The sequence below is a fragment of the Pseudomonas sp. GW822-FHT02D10 genome (genome assembly GCF_058802345.1).
On sequence record NZ_JBXAOB010000002.1, the window covers coordinates 264,852 to 281,775 of the forward strand.

Consider the following 16,924-nt stretch of genomic DNA (forward strand, 5'->3'; position numbering starts at 1 on the left):
GCTGGGTCATGACTGGATACGGCAGCCTTTTCGAACGCCTGGGTGGCGACGCGGACAAACGCGTCGGCTGGAGCCGCGAGGTTTCCGCCATGGCGTCGGTGGCTGCCCATCTGGCCAAGATGCTCAGCACCCGTGCGGGCAGCGTGCAAACGCTGTCCGATTACGGGCTACCCGATCTCAACGACATGCGCCTGAGCCTGCATGACTCCCTGAGTCAGGCCCGCCTGGCCATCGAATGCTTCATCGAAGCCTACGAGCCACGCCTCACCAACGTGCGTGTCGTTTCCCTGCCGCGAGACAACGATCAACTCAGGCTGACCTTCAGCATCGAAGGCCTGCTGGAAGTTGAAGGTTTCAAGCGTCAGGTCAGTTTTGCCGCGCGCCTGGATGGCAGCGGTCAAGTCAAGGTCAGCTAATGACAAACAGGTATTCCCGTGTCCTTTAACCACTACTACCAAAGCGAACTCACCGCACTTCGCCAGTTGGGTCGTCGTTTCGCCGAGCGCAGTCCGGCGTTGGCGCCTTTCCTGGGGCAGGCCGGGCGTGACCCAGACGTGGAGCGGTTGCTGGAAGGCTTTGCGTTCCTCACCGGGCGTCTGCGCCAGAAGCTCGATGACGAGTTGCCGGAGCTCAGCCACTCGCTGATGCATTTGCTGTGGCCGAACTATATGCGGCCGTTGCCGGCGTTTAGCATTTTGCAGTTCGATCCGTTGAAGCGTTCCGGGCCGGCGTTGCAGGTCGAGCGTGATACGCCGGTCGAGAGTGTGCCGATCGATGATGTGCGTTGCCGGTTTCGCACCTGCTACCCGACTGAAGTCCTGCCGCTGGACTTGACCGCGCTGACGTACTCGGTGAAGGGCGACGGTTCGCTGTTGAGCCTGCGCCTGGAGATGAGTTGCGACGGGCATATTGGTGAGCTGGACCTGAGTCGTCTGCGCCTGCACCTGGCCGGCGAGCGTTACATCAGCCAGATGCTTTACCTGAGCCTGCTGCGCAATCTGGAAGGTATCGAGCTGATTCCGCTGGACGCGGCCGGCAAGCCGCTCAATGGCGCCAACGGCACGCCGATGGCCTTCAAGATGCCTGGCGACCGCGTGCAGCCGGTGGGTTTTGCCGAAGAAGAAGCGTTGATCCCGTATCCGCTGAACACCTTCCGTGGCTATCGCTACTTGCAGGAATATTTCGCCTTCCAGGAAAAGTTCCTGTTTGTCGATTTGAACGGTCTGGATCTGCTCAAGTCACTGCCCGAAGACACCCTCAAGCAGATGCGCGGTCTGGAGCTGCGCTTTGACATTCGCAAGAGCGGCATCCAGCGTCTGCGTCCCACGCTGGATAACGTGAAGCTCTACTGCACGCCCATCGTCAACCTGTTCAAGCACGACGCCTTACCGATTCGCCTTGACGGCAAGCAAGACGAATACCTGTTGCTGCCGGCCGAATATGACCTGGAAAACTGCGGGGTGTTTTCGGTTGAAGGCGTCACTGGCTGGAAGCCCGGCGGTCTGGGTTATCAGGCCTACGTGCCGTTCGAATCCTTCGAGCACGACCCGAGTTTCGACGTGCCGCAAAGCCGTCCGCATTACAGCATTCGCCAGCGCACCTCGCTGCTGCACGACGGCCTCGACACCTACCTGAGCTTCGGCATCCGCCACACCGAAGCCCACGAAACCCTGTCGATCGAGCTGATGTGCACCAACCAGAACCTGCCGCGCCGGCTCAAGCTCGGCGACATCTGCATGGCCTGCGAAAAGACCCCGGAGTTCCTCAGTTTCCGCAACATCACCCTGGCCACGTCGAGCTTCGCGCCGCCGCTGAGCCACGACTTTCTGTGGAAGCTGATCAGCAATATGTCGCTCAACTACCTGTCGCTGGCCAACGTCGACGCGCTCAAGGTGATCCTCGAAACCTACGACCTGCCGAGCTACTACGACCAACACGCGCAGAAGGTCAGCAAGCGCCTGCTGGGCGGGCTCAAGTCGATCAAGCACCAGCACGTCGACCGGCTGCACCGAGGATTGCCGCTGCGCGGGTTGCGCACCGAGCTGACCATCGACCCGGAAGGCTATATCGGCGAAGGCGACCTGTTCGTCTTCGCTTCGGTTCTTAACGAGTTTTTCGCGCTTTACGCCAGTCTCAATTCGTACCACGAGCTGCGGGTAAAAAGCACACAGGGAGAGGTGTACCAATGGACACCACGTATGGGCCTGCAGCCTCTGCTTTAAGCGGGCTGACCCGAGGAATACGCGAGTACTCGCTGTTTCAGGCCGTGCTGCTGGTCGTCGATCGGCTGCGCGAGGCCCACCCGTATCTGAGCGAAGAGGACTTGTACGACCAGCTGGAATTCCAGGCCAACCCGAGCCTGGGGTTCCCTGGCAGTGACGTCGATCGCGTGGAGTTTTTCCGCGAGCACGGGCAGCTGCGCGCGCGCCTGCGTTTCAACCTGATCGGCCTGGTGGGTTCCGGTTCGCCGCTGCCGGCGTTCTATGGTGAGCAAGCGCTGGGCGACAGCGAAGACGGCAACCCGACACGCAACTTCCTCGACCTGTTCCACCATCGCCTGCAACGGCTGATGCTGCCGATCTGGCGCAAGTACCGCTACCGCGCCAGCTTCGAGAGCGGCGCCCTCGACCCGTTTTCCTCGCAGCTGTTTGCGCTGATCGGTCTGGGTGGCGAAGACATCCGCAAGGCCCAGGAACTGAACTGGAAACGCCTGCTGCCGTACCTCGGCCTGTTGAGTTTGCGGGCGCACTCGGCGGCGTTGATCGAAGCGGTGCTGCGTTACTACTTCAAGCACGCCGAACTGACCATCGAGCAGTGCATCGAGCGTCGAGTCGAAATCCTCGACGAACAGCGCAACCGCTTGGGCCGCGCCAACAGCGCGCTCGGTGAAGACCTGGTGCTGGGCGAGAGCGTGCGCGACCGCAGCGGCAAGTTCCGGATTCACATCCGCGAGCTCGACTGGCAACGCTTTCACGAATTCCTGCCGATCGGTTTCGGCTACCAGCCGCTGTGCGCGCTGGTGCGGTTCACCCTGCGTGACCCGCTCGATTACGACATTCGCCTGGTCCTGCGCCAGGAAGAAATCCGCGAACTGCGCATCGGTGAGCAGAACGCCTGTCGCCTGGGGTGGACCAGTTGGCTGGGCCGCGAACACGCGGACGGCGTGGTGACCCTGGGTAGCAAAATTCATTAAGGACGTGAGACCAATGATCAACGTAGACCTGCAACAACTGATCCAGGCGCTGGACGCCGAAACCCGTCGTGACCTGGAAAGTTCTGCTGAACGCTGCGTCGCCCGTGGCGGCAGCAAGATCCTCGTCGAAGACTTGCTGCTGGGCCTGCTGGAGCGCCCGCAAGGCCTGCTCGCACGCGCGCTGCAAGACGCCGAAGTCGACGCTGGTGAACTCAGCGCTGCGTTGCAATCGCGGGTCGAGCACAGCGCCTCGCGCAACCCGGTGTTCGCCCCGGAACTGGTGCAGTGGCTGCAAGACGCGTTGCTGGTGGCCAACCTTGAATTGGGCCAGAGCCAGGTCGAACAGGCCGCGTTGATCCTCGCCTTGCTGCGCAATCCGATGCGCTATGCCGGCAGCCGTTACCAGCCATTGCTGGCGAAACTGAATATTGATCGCCTGAAAGATTTTGCCCTGTCGCAGAAGGAGCAACCGGCGACCGGTAAACCGGCCGTACCGGGCGAATCGCTGTTGCAACGCTTTACCCACAACCTGACCCAGCAAGCCCGCGACGGCAAACTCGACCCGGTGCTGTGCCGCGATGGCGCGATTCGGCAGATGGTCGACATCCTCGCGCGTCGGCGCAAGAACAACCCGATTGTGGTCGGTGAAGCCGGCGTCGGTAAGACCGCCATCGTCGAAGGCCTGGCCTCGCGCATCGCGGCCGGTGAAGTGCCGCAAGTGCTCAAGGGCGTTGAACTGCTGTCGCTGGACATGGGCCTGCTGCAAGCCGGCGCCAGTGTCAAAGGTGAATTCGAACGCCGCCTCAAAGGCGTGATCGACGAAGTCAAAGCCTCGCCGAAACCGATCATCCTGTTCATCGACGAAGCTCACACCCTGATCGGCGCCGGCGGCAATGCCGGTGGATCGGACGCGGCCAACCTGCTCAAGCCAGCTCTGGCGCGTGGCGAGTTGCGCACCATCGCCGCCACCACCTGGGCCGAGTACAAAAAATACTTCGAGAAAGACCCGGCCCTGGCCCGTCGTTTCCAGCCGGTGCAGTTGCACGAGCCGACCGTCAGCGAAGCGGTGACCATTCTCCGTGGCCTGGCTCAGGTTTATGAGAAGAGCCACGGCATCTACCTGCGCGATGACGCGGTGGTCGCGGCGGCGGAATTGTCGGCGCGTTACCTGGCCGGCCGGCAGTTGCCGGACAAAGCCGTCGACGTCCTCGACACCGCTTGCGCCCGTGTGCGCATCAGCCTCGCCGCCGCGCCGGAGAGTCTCGAGCGCCTGCGTGGCGAACTGGCCGAAGGCGGGCGTCAGCGTCAGGCCCTGCGCCGCGATGCCGAAGCCGGTTTGCTGATCGACCACGAAGCGCTCGACGCTCTGGAAGATCGCCTGGCCGCCGCCGAAGACGAAAGGGTCGCCCTGGAAACGCTCTGGACCGAGCAAAAAGAATTGGCCGAGCGTTTGCTGGAGCTGCGTCAGCAACTGGCCAAGGCTCGCGAAGCCGCTGCCGTCGAGCCGACCGTCACAGTTGAAGAAGACGCCGAAGGCACGGTGATCGAAACCCTTGAAGTGGCCGTGGACGAAGCGCAAAGCGTCGAAGCCCTGGAAGCCGCGCTGAACGAAACCCACCGCGCCCTGACCGATGCCCAGGTCAAAGAACGGCTGGTGAGTTTCGAGGTGTGCCCGCGTCTGGTGGCTGAAGTGATCAGCGCCTGGACCGGCGTGCCGTTGGCGCAACTGGCCCGTGAGCACAACGCCAAGGTCGCGAGTTTCGCCACCGACCTGCGCACCCGGATTCGCGGCCAGGAACAAGCCGTTCACGCGCTGGACCGCTCGATGCGTGCCACGGCGGCCGGTCTGAACAAACCCGATGCGCCGGTGGGCGTGTTCCTGCTGGTCGGTCCGAGCGGTGTCGGCAAGACCGAAACCGCGCTGGCGCTGGCCGACTTGCTGTATGGCGGTGATCGTTTCATCACCACCATCAACATGTCCGAGTTCCAGGAGAAGCACACCGTCTCGCGGCTGATCGGCGCGCCGCCGGGCTACGTCGGTTACGGCGAAGGCGGCATGCTCACCGAAGCCGTGCGGCAGAAACCGTACTCCGTCGTGCTGCTCGACGAAGTCGAAAAGGCCGACCCGGACGTGCTCAACCTGTTCTACCAAATCTTCGACAAAGGCGTGGCCAACGATGGGGAAGGGCGTGAAATCGACTTCCGCAACACGCTGATCCTGATGACCTCGAACCTGGGCAGCGAGCGCATCAGCGAACTCTGCGAGAACGGTGCGCGACCAACCGCCGAAGTCCTCGAAGAAACCATTCGCCCGGTACTCAGCAAACACTTCAAACCGGCATTGCTGGCGCGTATGCGCGTGGTCCCGTACTACCCGGTCGGCGGCCCGGTGCTGCGCGAGCTGATCGAAATCAAACTGGGCCGTCTGGGCGAACGCCTGAACCGTCGTCAGCTGGATTTCACGTATTGCCAGAACCTCGTCGATCACCTGGCCGAGCGTTGCACCCAAAGCGACAGCGGCGCGCGGCTGATCGACCACTTGCTCGACCTGCACGTGCTGCCGTTGGTGGCGGATCGTCTGCTCGACGCGATGGCCACCGGTGAAAGCCTCAAGCGCGTTCACGCAACGCTCGATGGCTCCGCATGCGTGACCTGCGAGTTCGCCTGAGGTGGCTGTGATGTTCACTCGAGTGCCACAACCGCTGATTTATGCTGAAGCCTTGCTGGCGCAGTTCGCCAGCCTGTCGCGCTCGGCTGACGGCGCGGCGCTGCTGGGTGACTTCGTGCGGGCGGTGGCCGAGCTCAGTGGTTGTGAGTTGAGTCAGCTGTACCTGCTCGACGCCACCCACACCAGCCTCGGGCTGAACGCCGAGTGTTTGCAGGGCATCCTGCAACCCCGGGAAACCGCGAGTCTGCCGGCCGACTACAACGGCGAGCAACTGCTGCAATTCTCGCTGTGCCAGAACCGCGTGCTCAGCCTCACGGGGCTCAGTGGCAGCCTGCACGAAACCAGTTTCCTGCCGGCTCAGGCCGTGCCGTGGCAGTCACTGCTGTGCGTGCCGTTGGTCAACCCGCAAAAAGCGGTGGTCGGCCTGCTGTTGTGCGCCAGCCGCGAACAGGTTGAATTGCAGGGTTTCGCCGATTCGCTCGGGCAACTGGGCTCGTTCGTGCTCGGGCAATTGCAGCTGTTGCAACGCCTGCGCCGGCCGGTGGGCGATGAGTCGCCGATGACCAGCAATGTGCCGAGTGCCAGCGGTTATGGACTGATCGGCAAGAGCTCGGCGATGCGCCAGACCTACCAACTGATCAGCAAGGTGTTGCACAGTCCGTACACCGTGTTGTTGCGCGGCGAAACCGGCACCGGCAAGGAAGTGGTGGCGCGGGCCATCCACGATTGCGGGCCGCGCCGTTCGCAGGCGTTCATCGTGCAGAACTGCGCGGCGTTCCCGGAAAACCTGTTGGAAAGCGAGCTGTTCGGCTACCGCAAAGGCGCCTTTACCGGCGCCGACCGTGACCGCGCCGGGCTGTTCGATGCGGCCAACGGCGGGACTTTGTTGCTGGACGAAATTGGCGACATGCCGCTGTCCCTGCAAGCCAAGCTATTGCGGGTATTGCAGGAAGGCGAGATTCGTCCGCTGGGCTCCAACGACACCCACAAGATCGACGTGCGCATCATTGCCGCGACTCACCGGGACCTGGCGGTGCTGGTCAGCGAAGGCAAATTCCGCGAAGACCTGTATTACCGCCTCGCGCAGTTTCCGATTGAGCTGCCGGCCTTGCGCCAGCGTGAAGGCGACATCCTCGACCTGGCCCGACACTTTGCCGACAAGGCCTGCGCCTTCCTGCAACGCGATGCGGTGCGCTGGTCCGACGCGGCGCTCGATCACCTGTCGAGCTACGCCTTTCCCGGCAATGTCCGTGAACTCAAAGGCCTGGTCGAACGCGCCGTTTTGCTCTGCGAAGGCGGCGAGTTGCTGGCCGAACATTTCTCGCTGCGCATCGATATAGCGCCAGAAGAAAGCAGCCTGAACCTGCGTGAGCGCCTGGAGCAGGTCGAGCGCAGTCTGTTGCTCGATTGCCTGCGCAAGAACGACGGCAACCAAACCCTCGCCGCCCGCGAACTCGGCCTGCCACGGCGCACGCTGCTGTACCGCCTCGGGCGCCTGAACATCAATCTCGGCGATTTCGATGGATAGGCCCATGACGCGTCATCTCACCCCTTTTGCCTCTGTCAGCGCCGCCCTCAAGGGCCGGTGCTTTGTGCATTGTTTAGCCCTGGAGACCCTCTGATGCCTGTTCGTCACTGGCAAGCCGTCCTGCTGACCCTCGTCGTTCTATGCGGCCTCGGCGGTTGTAGCGGCAATTACAAATTCAACGACAACACCTATCGCCCACTGGGCGATCCGCAGGCGGTCAATCGCGGCAAGTGACCGCAAGGAGCGACATCATGGAACTGGTTTTCGAAATGCTGAACACCAAGCAGTTCGTGCCCACGGATTTGTGCCAAAAGACCTTCAAGCAGGCTGGCGGCGTGATCGGGCGGGGTGAGGATTGCGACTGGATCATTCCGGACCGCAAGCGTCACCTGTCCAACCATCACGCGCTGATCAGCTACCGCGACGGCACGTTTTTCCTGACCGATATCAGCAGCAACGGTATCCAGGCCAGCGAAAGCGGTGCGCGTCTGCGCAAGGGTGAAGCACAGCGCATTGAACACGGCAGCGTCTACGTGCTGGGGGATTTTGAAATCCGTGCGCGGCTGGTACGCGATCCGGCCACCTTCGATACCGAAGTCGGCCGCCCGCAAGCCGCCGGCAGCATCATTCCAGACGATGCGTTCCTCGACCTCGATCCGCTCAACGCGCTCGATCAACAGGAACGGGTCTACTCGGAAATCGACGAGCTGAGCGCCCTCAACGCGCCGCGTCAGGAGCCGCGCCAGCGCGCCGACTACGCGCGCATCGACATGGAAAGCCTGCTGGTGCCAGAGCTGGTGACCGCGCCTGCCGCGCCGGAACCTGCGCCGGCGCCCAAGGCGGTCGAGCGTCAAAGCGAAGGCTTCTGGGAGCATTTCGGCGATGCGCTGGGCGTCGACCTCAAAGGCCTCGATCACGACAGCCGCGAAGCCCTGGCAATCAACGCCGCGCGTTTGCTCAAGCAAAGCGTCGGCGGTTTGCAGCAGAGCCTGCGCACCCGTTCGGAGCTGAAAAACGAACTGCGTCTGGCGCAGACCACGGTTCAAGGCACTGGCAAAAACCCGCTGAAATTTGCCGTCGATGCCAGTGAAGCGCTGGGCATTCTGTTGCAGGGCGACAAACCCGGCCAGTTGCCGGCCGGGCAGGCGATCTCGCGGGCGTTCCGTGATTTGCAGGCGCACCAGGTGGCCTTGCTCACCGCCAGCCGCGCGGCGGTACGCGGCACCCTCGAATACTTCTCGCCACAGCAACTGACCCTGCGCTTCGAGCGCGACGGCAACAAGCCGCTGCTCGCCACCTCGGGCAGCCGCTGGAGAGCCTATGGCCGTTATCACCAGGCGCTGCGTCAGGACGATGACTGGAGCGAACGCCTGCTGGCGCGGGACTTCGCCCAGGCCTACGAAGAACAGATTCGCTTGATTTCCACCCTTCACACCGAACACCAAGGATGATGCGCATGTCTGGCTGCAAGACCGTATTAATCAAGATGCTGACAGCGCTCACCGCCCTGGTGTGGCTGGCCGGCTGCTCGTCGATTTCGCCGTATTCCACCGTCACCAAGCTCAACCTCACGTTGACCGCCAGCGATCAGGTCAACCCGGACCTTAACGGCCGACCATCGCCGATTGTCGTGCGGCTGATTGAGCTCAAACACCCGGTGGCCTTCCAAAACGCTGACTTCTTCAGCCTGTACGAGCGCGCCAAGGAAACCCTGTCGCCAGACCTGGTGGCCAGCGAAGAGCTGGAGCTGCGTCCGGGTGACACCGTCGAGTTCAAGCTCAGCGTCGAAAGCGGCAGCCGCTACGTCGGCGTGCTCGCGGCGTATCGTGACCTGCGCGAAACCCAATGGCGCTACGTGGTTCAAGTCACCCCAGCCGATCTGACCGTGGCCGAATTGACCCTCGATCAGACCGGCATCCATGACAAAAACCAAAAGCTCGCCAAGGCGGATGACTGAACATGAACGTGCATAAAGTCATTTGGCAGGAAGGCATGTTGCTGCGTCCGCAACACTTCCAGCACAACGATCGCTACTACGACAACCAGATGAAAACCCGCACCCAGTTGCTGGGCAGTTACACCTGGGGTTTTCTCGGGCTCGAGATCGATTTGCAGTTCCTCAACATGGGCAAAGTGGTGATCAGCCAGGCTTCGGGGATTCTCCCGGACGGCAGCCTGTTCGAACTCGGCGGCAACACCGAGCCGCTGGCCCTCGACGTCCCACCGAACACCGGCAACACGCCGATCTACCTGGCCTTGCCGCTGGTCACCGGTAACCACATCGAGTCCCGTCGCCCGGAGCAATCCGACGTGCTGGCGCGTTACACCGCGTACGAAGCGGAAGTCGCTGACTCCAACGCCGGCGACGATTCCAGCAGCCAGGTCAGTTGCGCGCGCCCGGACTTTCGCTTGTTGCTCGGCGAGCAGCAGAGCGACCAGGCTTACGTCAAACTGAAGATCTGCGAAGTCCTCGACACCACGCCCGACGGCGTGATCAGCCTCGACCCGGACTTCGTCCCGACCTTCATCCACGCTCACGCGTCGGGCTACCTGCTGTCGTGCCTCAAAGAAGTCATCAGCATGCTCGGCCACCGTGGCGACACCATTGCCGACCGGATTCGTTCCAACGGCAAGGTCGGTGGCGCGGAAGTCGGCGACTTCATGATGCTGCAACTGATCAACCGCACCGAACTGGTTCTGCGCCATTACCTGGGCCTGGAACAGGTTCACCCGGAAGAGTTGTACCGCACGCTGCTGTCGATGCTCGGCGATCTGTCGACCTTTTCCAGCGACAGCAAACGCCCGCGTCTGGACAGCCGCTATCAGCACAGCGATCAAGGCGCGAGTTTCCGCAAACTGATGGAAGCGATTCGTCAGGTGCTGTCGATGGTGCTTGAACAACACGCCATCGAGCTGGTGCTGCAAGCGCGTCAGTACGGAATCACCGTGTCGCCGCTGCACGACCACAAATTGCTGGGCACGGCGTCGTTCGTGCTGGCGGCCAGTGCCAACTGCGACTCCGAAGAACTGCGGCATCGCCTGCCGGCGCACCTCAAGGTCGGCCCGGTGGAGCGCATCCGTCAGTTGGTCAACCTGCACCTGCCGGGCATCAAGGTCAAACCCTTGCCGGTGGCGCCGCGGCAGATCCCGTTCCACTCGAACAAAACCTATTTCATCCTCGAACTCAGTTCCGAAGACCTGGCACAACTGGAGCGCTCCGGCGGCTTCGCGTTCCACGTGTCCGGCGAATTTGCCGAGCTTGAACTGAAATTCTGGGCCATCAGGAACTGACCGATATGATCAAGGAAATGGATCACAACCAGGACGACAAAACCGTCCTGCTCGATCGCCAGGGCCATGGCCCGGCACAGAGCCCGCTGACCGATTTCGCCGCGCCGCCGCGTTTCGAGCAACTGGAAGAACGGATGATCTACGCCGCGCGCCTGCGTCCGGCGGAAGCGTTCAACATCAGCCTCAACTCGCTGGTGGCGGCGTCGTCCGACCTGCTGTCGGAAGTGGTGCGGCTCAAGCACAGCGCCACCCGCGAAGACATGCACGCGCTCAACGAGCGGCTGACGGCTGCGCTGAAACTCTTCGAAGTCCGTGCGCTGCACAACGGTGCCGAGAGCAGCCAGGTGATGGCCGCGCGTTACGTGCTCTGCACCGTGGTCGACGAAGCGGTGGTCACCACCTCGTGGGGCAACGAAAGCGAGTGGTCGCAGATGAGCCTGCTCAGCAGCTTCCACAACGAGACCTTTGGCGGCGAGAAATTCTTCCAGCTGCTCGATCGTCTGTCGAAGAACCCGGTCAAACACCTGCCGATGCTGGAACTGATGTACCTGTGCCTGTCGCTCGGTTTCGAGGGCAAGTACCGGGTGCAGGCGCGCGGCATGCTGGAACTCGACGGCATTCGCGATGCGCTGTATCGGCAGATTCGTCAGCTGCGCGGCGACGTGCCGCGTGAACTGTCGCCGCACTGGGAAGGCCTCAACGACAAGCGTCGCAGCCTGGTGCGCATCGTGCCGTGGTGGATGGTGGCGCTGTTTACGCTGGTGTGCCTGGTGGTGATGTATTCGGGTTTCGCCTGGGTACTCGGCGAACAGCGCGACACCGTTCTGCAACCTTATCAGCCGCTTGATCCGGTCGCGGTTCTGCCGCAGTCGAAGCCGTAAAACAGGGACGTGAGATGAAAAAGTTTTTCAAAAGAGTCGGCGCGTTCCTGCGCAAGACCTGGGTCTGGACCCTGCTGCTGGTGCTGTTCGTGGCGCTGCTGGTGTGGTTCGTCGGACCACTGCTGGCCGTCGATGATTATAAATTCTGGGAAGGCTCGACCTCGCGCCTGTTGACCATCAGCGTGCTGTTCCTGATCTGGGGCCTGACCATGGTCTTCGTCAGCTGGCGCGCCGGTGTGCGCAAAAAAGCCGTTGAAGAAACCGAAGACGGCCAGGATCGTATTCGCCGCGAAGAGCTGATCGACGAGGAACAAAAGGAGCTGCGCGCACGCTTCAAAGACGCGCTGCGCACCTTGAAAACCTCCAGCCTGTATCGCGGCCGCAGCGAACGCTGGCGCAACGATTTGCCGTGGTACCTGCTGATCGGTCCGCAGGGCAGCGGCAAAACCAGCCTGCTGGACTTCTCGGGCCTTGAGTTTCCGATCAACAAGATCGAGCGCAAACTCACCCGCGATACCAGCGGCACCCGCCACTGCGACTGGTATTTCGCCGACCACGGCGTGCTGATCGACACTGCCGGGCGTTACCTGACCCAGCCGAGCGTGGATGTCGACGGCAGCGCCTGGACCACCTTGCTCGACCTGCTGCGCAAACGTCGTCGCAACCGTCCGTTGAACGGCGTGCTGGTGACCCTTCCGGTGGAGCTGCTGATCGGGAGCAACGAGGATGACCTCAAAGCCCTATCGCATCTGGTGCGTGCGCGCCTGCAAGAGGTGCATCAAAAACTGCACGTCGACCTGCCGATTTATCTGGTGCTGAGCAAGGCCGACCAGTTGCTGGGCTTCGACGAGTTCTTCGATCAGCTGACTCGCGAAGAAAGCGATCAGGTGCTCGGCACCAGTTTCCGCAAAGAGCAGAGCGGTACTGACGTGACGGTGTTGCGTGCCGAGTTCGAAGAGCTGCTGCGTCGCCTCAACAGCCAGGTGATCATGCGCATGCACCAGGAGCGCGACACCCAGCGCCGTGGTCGCATTCTCGACTTCCCGCATCGACTGGGGCAGATCGGCGAGCGGCTGTGCCTGTTCGTCGACATGGCGTTCACCGGCAATCGCTATCAGCGCGCCAGCCAGTTGCGCGGTTTCTACCTGACCAGCGCACCGCACTTGAAGCAAAAGATGGACCAAAGCACCGCCGGCATTGGCGCCAGCCTGGGCATCGACAGCGGCGTGTTGCCGACCTTGCGCGGCGGTCGCTCGCGGTTCATCCACCACGTGCTCAGCCGGGTGATTTTCCCCGAGGCCGATCTGGCCGGTCTGGACAAACGCGAACGCAGTCGCATCCATTGGGGCCAGCGTGCGTTGTACGTCGGTGCTCTGGCGGCACTGGGCCTGTTCGGTCTGCTCTGGGCCACGGGTTTCTCGGCCAACTACGAACGCCTGGAAAACCTGCGTTCGCTGGCGCAAACCTGGAACCAGCAGCGCTCGGCGCTGAGCGCTCGCGATGACGCGATGGGCGTGCTCAAAACCCTCGATACCAGCTATGCAGCGACCAAGGTATTCCCGCCCAAAGGCGACGTGTCGATGTTCGAGCGCGGAGGTCTGTATCAGGGCAACGAGAGCAACCCGGTGGTCAAGGACGCGTATCAGCGTGAACTTGAAACCCAGCTGCTGCCACGTGTAGCGCAACTGCTCGAAGGGCAGATCCGCAACAACATGAAGGACCGCGATCGCCTGCTCAACAGCCTGCGCGCCTACCTGATGCTGAACATGAAGGACCGTCGCGATCCGGCGTGGCTGCAAGATTGGCTGGCGCAGGACTGGTCCGTGCATTACGCCGGCAACACGGCGGTGCAAAACGGTCTGAACGGGCACTTCGAACGCCTGCTCAAGCAGCCGTTTATCTACCCGCTCAACGATGCATTGGTTGCCCAAGCGCGTCAGGTTCTGCGCAGCGAATCGCTGGCCACCGTGGTCTACCGGATGCTGCGCGAGCAGGCGCGTAACCTGCCGGAATACCGCTTCAGCCAACACCTCGGTCCGCAGGGCGCGTTGTTCGTCGGCACCGACTACGTGATCCCGGGGTTCTACACCCAACAGGGTTATCAACAGTATTTCTCGGTCCAGGGCTCTGCACTGGTCACCGATATCCTGCGTGACAATTGGGTGCTGGGCGAAGGCTCGGGCATGAGCGGCATGGACTTGCGCCGCCTGATGGTCGAACTGGAGCAACTGTACTTCCGCGACTACGCCAACTTCTGGAGCGAAGCGGTCGGCCAAGTGGCGTTGCAGCCGATCAACAGCGCCGGTGAAGGCGCTGAACAACTGGCCGGGCTGACGTCCGCCAACTCGCCGATCCTGCAGATGCTGGTGGAAGTGCGTGAGAACACGCGCTTCCCGGCCGCCGTCGACAACACTGAAGATGCAACGGATGCGGCTGAAAAACTGCTCGCCAAGAAGGGCGGCGCGTTGGGTAAGGTCGCCGCAGCCGTGGCCGGCAAGGCGGGCGATGCATTGGCCACCAAAAACCTGCCGGACACCGCGAAGAAATCCCTGCAACGGCGCTTCGAACCGCTGCACCGTTTGCTCGATGACAACAACGGCCCGGCCGCCGACCTGACCCCGGCGCTGCAAGCGCTGAACGACCTGCAACTGCAACTGGCCAGCCTGGCACGCGCCAGTGCCCCGGATCAGGCTGCGTTTGAAATGGCCAAGACCCGCATGAGCGGCCAGCGCGATGCGCTGAGCAACTTGCGCAACGCTTCGGGCCGCCTGCCGCGTCCGGTCAGCGTGTGGTTCAACGTCCTGGCCGAAGACACCTGGCGTCTGGTGCTCAACGATTCCTACCAGTACCTCAACCAACGCTACCAGAGCGAGCTGTACAGCTTCTATGGCAAGGCGATCAACAAGCGTTATCCGTTCAACGCCCACAGCACCAGCGACGTCGCCATCAGCGACTTCCGCGAGTTCTTCAAGGCGCAGGGCATCGCCGATCGTTTCTTCGAAAACTACATGCGGCCTTTCGTCAGCGGTGATCCGGGCAACTACCGCCTGCGCAGCATCGACGGTCACAGCTTGCCGATGTCCAAGGTCTACCTCGACCAAATGGCCGCGGCCCAAGTGATCCGCCAAAGCTTCTTTGCCGAAAACCCGGCCGAGCCGCAGGTGCAGTTCAAACTGGAGCCGTACACCCTCGACCCGGCTGTCAGCCGTTCCGAGTTCCGTTTTGGCGACAAGACCATGGAATACCGCCATGGTCCGATCGTGCCGGTGGCCTTCAAATGGCCAACCGACGCGGAAGACGGCCGCACCAGCCTGGTCCTCGAAAAAATGGCCGGCCGCCCGATCGGCATCGAGAAAAACTCCGGCCCATGGTCGCTGTTCCGTCTGTTCGATTTGATGCAGACCGAATACCTGACCGGTCGCGACGTGCTGGTGCTCAAGGCTGATGTGGGTGGCCTGCGCGCCAACTACCTGCTGATGAGCCAGCGCACACCGAACCCGTTCGACATGGGCGTGTTGCGCACCTTCCGTATGCCGGTGCAGCTCTGATGCTGGTTGCCAGCCCCTGGCGCAGCGCGGCGCGTACCGATCCGGGCAAGGTTCGGGCGCGCAACGAAGATGCTTTCCTCGACAGCCCGCAGCAGGGATTGTGGGTGGTCGCGGACGGCATGGGCGGTCATCAGGGGGGCGACATCGCCAGCCAGTTGATCGTCGCCAGCCTGGCGGAATTGCCCGTCGAAGACAGCTTCGACGAGCGGCTCAAAGGCGTGCGCCAGTGCCTGCACTGGCTCAACCGCCGCTTGGGCCAGGAATTGACCGTCACCGCCGGGCGCCATGACAGCATCATGGGCAGCACGGTGGTGGCGTTGTTGGTGGACGGCAATCGCGCGGCCTGCATCTGGGCCGGCGACAGCCGTTGTTACCTGTGGCGCGGGCAGCGCTTGTATCAGCTGTCCAAGGACCATTCGCTGATGCAACAACTGATCGACGAACAACAGATGAGCGTCGAGCAGGCCAAGGCTCATCCGGCCGCCAGTGCCTTGACCCGTGCGGTCGGGGCCAGCGAGCAGTTGACCCTGGACGTGCTCGAACTCGAGGTTTATCCCGGTGATGCGTTTCTGCTGTGCAGCGACGGTTTGTATCAAGGCTTGAGCAGCGACGCGCTGGGCAACGCCTTGAGTCTGACTGCGCCGCACGTGGCGCTGGAGCGGTTGTTCGATGGCGCCTTGCGCGGCTCGGCGCGGGACAACCTGACCGCCGTGGTGATCCGCCAATGAGTGAACTCAAACCGGTGCTCGACGAGCTGTTGGTCAGCGATGAAGAGGCCGCCAACCTGACCTACTTTGCCTTCGCCAAATCCCATGCAGCGCCGCATGCCGTGGCGCCGACCCGGGCCAGCGTTGGCGCGTTGCCGGAGGTGCTGGCGGGGCGTTACCGCATCGAGCGGTTGCTCGGTGCCGGTGGCATGGGCGCGGTGTATCGCGCACGGGACCTGCTGCACGAACAGTTCGGTGACCCCGACCCGTATGTAGCGCTGAAAATCCTCAGCGAAGAATTTGCCGAATCGCCGGACGCCAGTGCCTTGCTCTACAGCGAGTTCGCCCTGACCCGGCGTCTGCGCCACTCCAACGTGCTGCGTTTGCACACCTTTGAAGTGGACACCGAGTGCCAGCGCGCCTTCATCGCCATGGAACTGATGCGCGGGCTGACGCTGGACAAACTGCTCTGCGAACGGCCACTGGGCCTGCCGTGGCAAGAATTGCGTGACATCGCGCTGCCGCTGCTCGACGCGTTGGCTTATGCCCACGGTCGCGGCGTGCTGCACGGCGACTTGAAACCAAGCAACGTGATGCTCAGCGAGGAGGGCGTGCGCTTGTTCGACTTCGGCCTCGGCCAGGCCGAGGAGGGCGTATTGCCCGGCCTGCCGCACTTGAGCCGCAGCCGTTTCAACGCCTGGACCCCAGGCTACGCCGCGCCGGAACTGCTGGAAGGCGCACCGCTGACCGCCAGCGCCGACCTCTTCGCGGTGGCCTGCGTGATCTATGAATTGGCGGGCGGCAAACACCCGTTCCGCCGCTTGCCGTCTATCGAGGCCCGCGACGGGGGCCTCGAACGCGAGCTGCATGCACCGAGAAATCTACCGAAACACTGCTGGCCGGCGTTGCGAACGGCGCTGGCTTTCGATGCGGCGGCACGCACCGTGACTGCCGCACAACTGCGTGACGCCCTAGGCGCCACTTCCTCCTGGCTGCAACGCTGGCTGCATCGGCGCAACGGATGACTACCGAACAGGGAGCAAGCAATGTTCAACCCTTCTAACGAAACCCATTTCAGCCTGACCGTTGCTGACTTTCAAGTTGGCCT

The 16,924-nt window shown here is 62.6% G+C and carries 13 protein-coding genes; all 13 read left to right on the plus strand.

All coding sequences use genetic code 11. The features are described 5' to 3' along the window. Positions 1 to 8: 8 nt before the first annotated feature. The 13 genes from tssE (at position 9) to AC1RPZ_RS04465 (ending at position 16,841) form a co-directional block, all read left to right on the plus strand. Positions 9 to 416: a type VI secretion system baseplate subunit TssE gene (gene tssE / locus AC1RPZ_RS04405; RefSeq protein WP_493135244.1), complete on the plus strand. Its 408-nt coding sequence runs from the start codon at positions 9 to 11 to the stop codon at positions 414 to 416. Between the two features lie 18 nt (positions 417 to 434). Further along, on the plus strand, positions 435 to 2,222 hold the full coding sequence (tssF, locus tag AC1RPZ_RS04410) for a type VI secretion system baseplate subunit TssF (RefSeq protein WP_493135246.1): 1,788 nt from the start codon (positions 435 to 437) through the stop codon (positions 2,220 to 2,222). After that, complete coding sequence (gene tssG / locus AC1RPZ_RS04415; protein WP_493135249.1) at positions 2,186 to 3,193, plus strand: type VI secretion system baseplate subunit TssG; 1,008 nt, start codon at positions 2,186 to 2,188, stop codon at positions 3,191 to 3,193. The genes tssF and tssG overlap by 37 nt, the downstream gene beginning before the upstream one ends. A 13-nt stretch (positions 3,194 to 3,206) precedes the next feature. Beyond that, positions 3,207 to 5,861: a type VI secretion system ATPase TssH gene (gene tssH / locus AC1RPZ_RS04420; protein ID WP_493135251.1), complete on the plus strand. Its 2,655-nt coding sequence runs from the start codon at positions 3,207 to 3,209 to the stop codon at positions 5,859 to 5,861. A gap of 10 nt (positions 5,862 to 5,871) precedes the next feature. Next, positions 5,872 to 7,389, plus strand: coding sequence for a sigma-54 interaction domain-containing protein (locus AC1RPZ_RS04425; RefSeq protein WP_493135253.1), 1,518 nt, complete (start codon positions 5,872 to 5,874; stop codon positions 7,387 to 7,389). Positions 7,390 to 7,482: 93 nt separating this feature from the next. Further along, positions 7,483 to 7,623: a type VI secretion protein gene (locus AC1RPZ_RS04430; protein ID WP_092276060.1), complete on the plus strand. Its 141-nt coding sequence runs from the start codon at positions 7,483 to 7,485 to the stop codon at positions 7,621 to 7,623. Between the two features lie 17 nt (positions 7,624 to 7,640). Then, the gene (tagH, locus tag AC1RPZ_RS04435; RefSeq protein ID WP_493135255.1) at positions 7,641 to 8,840 is read left to right on the plus strand and encodes a type VI secretion system-associated FHA domain protein TagH; all 1,200 of its coding nucleotides are present in this window, start codon (positions 7,641 to 7,643) and stop codon (positions 8,838 to 8,840) included. Between the two features lie 5 nt (positions 8,841 to 8,845). Continuing rightward, complete coding sequence (tssJ, locus tag AC1RPZ_RS04440) at positions 8,846 to 9,346, plus strand: type VI secretion system lipoprotein TssJ (RefSeq protein WP_493135257.1); 501 nt, start codon at positions 8,846 to 8,848, stop codon at positions 9,344 to 9,346. Positions 9,347 to 9,348: 2 nt separating this feature from the next. After that, positions 9,349 to 10,680, plus strand: coding sequence for a type VI secretion system baseplate subunit TssK (gene tssK / locus AC1RPZ_RS04445; protein ID WP_493135259.1), 1,332 nt, complete (start codon positions 9,349 to 9,351; stop codon positions 10,678 to 10,680). Between the two features lie 5 nt (positions 10,681 to 10,685). Beyond that, the gene (icmH, locus tag AC1RPZ_RS04450) at positions 10,686 to 11,561 is read left to right on the plus strand and encodes a type IVB secretion system protein IcmH/DotU (RefSeq protein ID WP_493135261.1); all 876 of its coding nucleotides are present in this window, start codon (positions 10,686 to 10,688) and stop codon (positions 11,559 to 11,561) included. Between the two features lie 14 nt (positions 11,562 to 11,575). Further along, entirely contained in the window at positions 11,576 to 15,109 is a 3,534-nt protein-coding gene (gene tssM / locus AC1RPZ_RS04455; RefSeq protein ID WP_493135263.1) for a type VI secretion system membrane subunit TssM, read from the plus strand. Continuing rightward, entirely contained in the window at positions 15,109 to 15,837 is a 729-nt protein-coding gene (locus AC1RPZ_RS04460; RefSeq protein WP_493135265.1) for a PP2C family protein-serine/threonine phosphatase, read from the plus strand. The genes tssM and AC1RPZ_RS04460 overlap by 1 nt, the downstream gene beginning before the upstream one ends. After that, positions 15,834 to 16,841: a serine/threonine-protein kinase gene (locus AC1RPZ_RS04465; RefSeq protein WP_493135267.1), complete on the plus strand. Its 1,008-nt coding sequence runs from the start codon at positions 15,834 to 15,836 to the stop codon at positions 16,839 to 16,841. Before AC1RPZ_RS04460 ends, AC1RPZ_RS04465 begins: the two co-directional genes overlap by 4 nt. Positions 16,842 to 16,924 lie beyond the last annotated feature (83 nt).

Excerpts from the sequence above, each read along its gene's own strand:
- tssE (WP_493135244.1), top strand. The coding sequence starts at position 9 with ATGACTGGATACGGCAGCCTTTTCGAACGCCTGGGTGGCGACGCGGAC.
- tssH (WP_493135251.1), top strand. The coding sequence starts at position 3,207 with ATGATCAACGTAGACCTGCAACAACTGATCCAGGCGCTGGACGCCGAA.
- AC1RPZ_RS04425 (WP_493135253.1), top strand. The coding sequence starts at position 5,872 with ATGTTCACTCGAGTGCCACAACCGCTGATTTATGCTGAAGCCTTGCTG.
- icmH (WP_493135261.1), top strand. The coding sequence starts at position 10,686 with ATGATCAAGGAAATGGATCACAACCAGGACGACAAAACCGTCCTGCTC.
- tagH (WP_493135255.1), top strand. The coding sequence starts at position 7,641 with ATGGAACTGGTTTTCGAAATGCTGAACACCAAGCAGTTCGTGCCCACG.
- tssM (WP_493135263.1), top strand. The coding sequence starts at position 11,576 with ATGAAAAAGTTTTTCAAAAGAGTCGGCGCGTTCCTGCGCAAGACCTGG.
- AC1RPZ_RS04460 (WP_493135265.1), top strand. The coding sequence starts at position 15,109 with ATGCTGGTTGCCAGCCCCTGGCGCAGCGCGGCGCGTACCGATCCGGGC.
- tssK (WP_493135259.1), top strand. The coding sequence starts at position 9,349 with ATGAACGTGCATAAAGTCATTTGGCAGGAAGGCATGTTGCTGCGTCCG.
- tssJ (WP_493135257.1), top strand. The coding sequence starts at position 8,846 with ATGTCTGGCTGCAAGACCGTATTAATCAAGATGCTGACAGCGCTCACC.
- tssG (WP_493135249.1), top strand. The coding sequence starts at position 2,186 with ATGGACACCACGTATGGGCCTGCAGCCTCTGCTTTAAGCGGGCTGACC.
- AC1RPZ_RS04430 (WP_092276060.1), top strand. The coding sequence starts at position 7,483 with ATGCCTGTTCGTCACTGGCAAGCCGTCCTGCTGACCCTCGTCGTTCTA.
- AC1RPZ_RS04465 (WP_493135267.1), top strand. The coding sequence starts at position 15,834 with ATGAGTGAACTCAAACCGGTGCTCGACGAGCTGTTGGTCAGCGATGAA.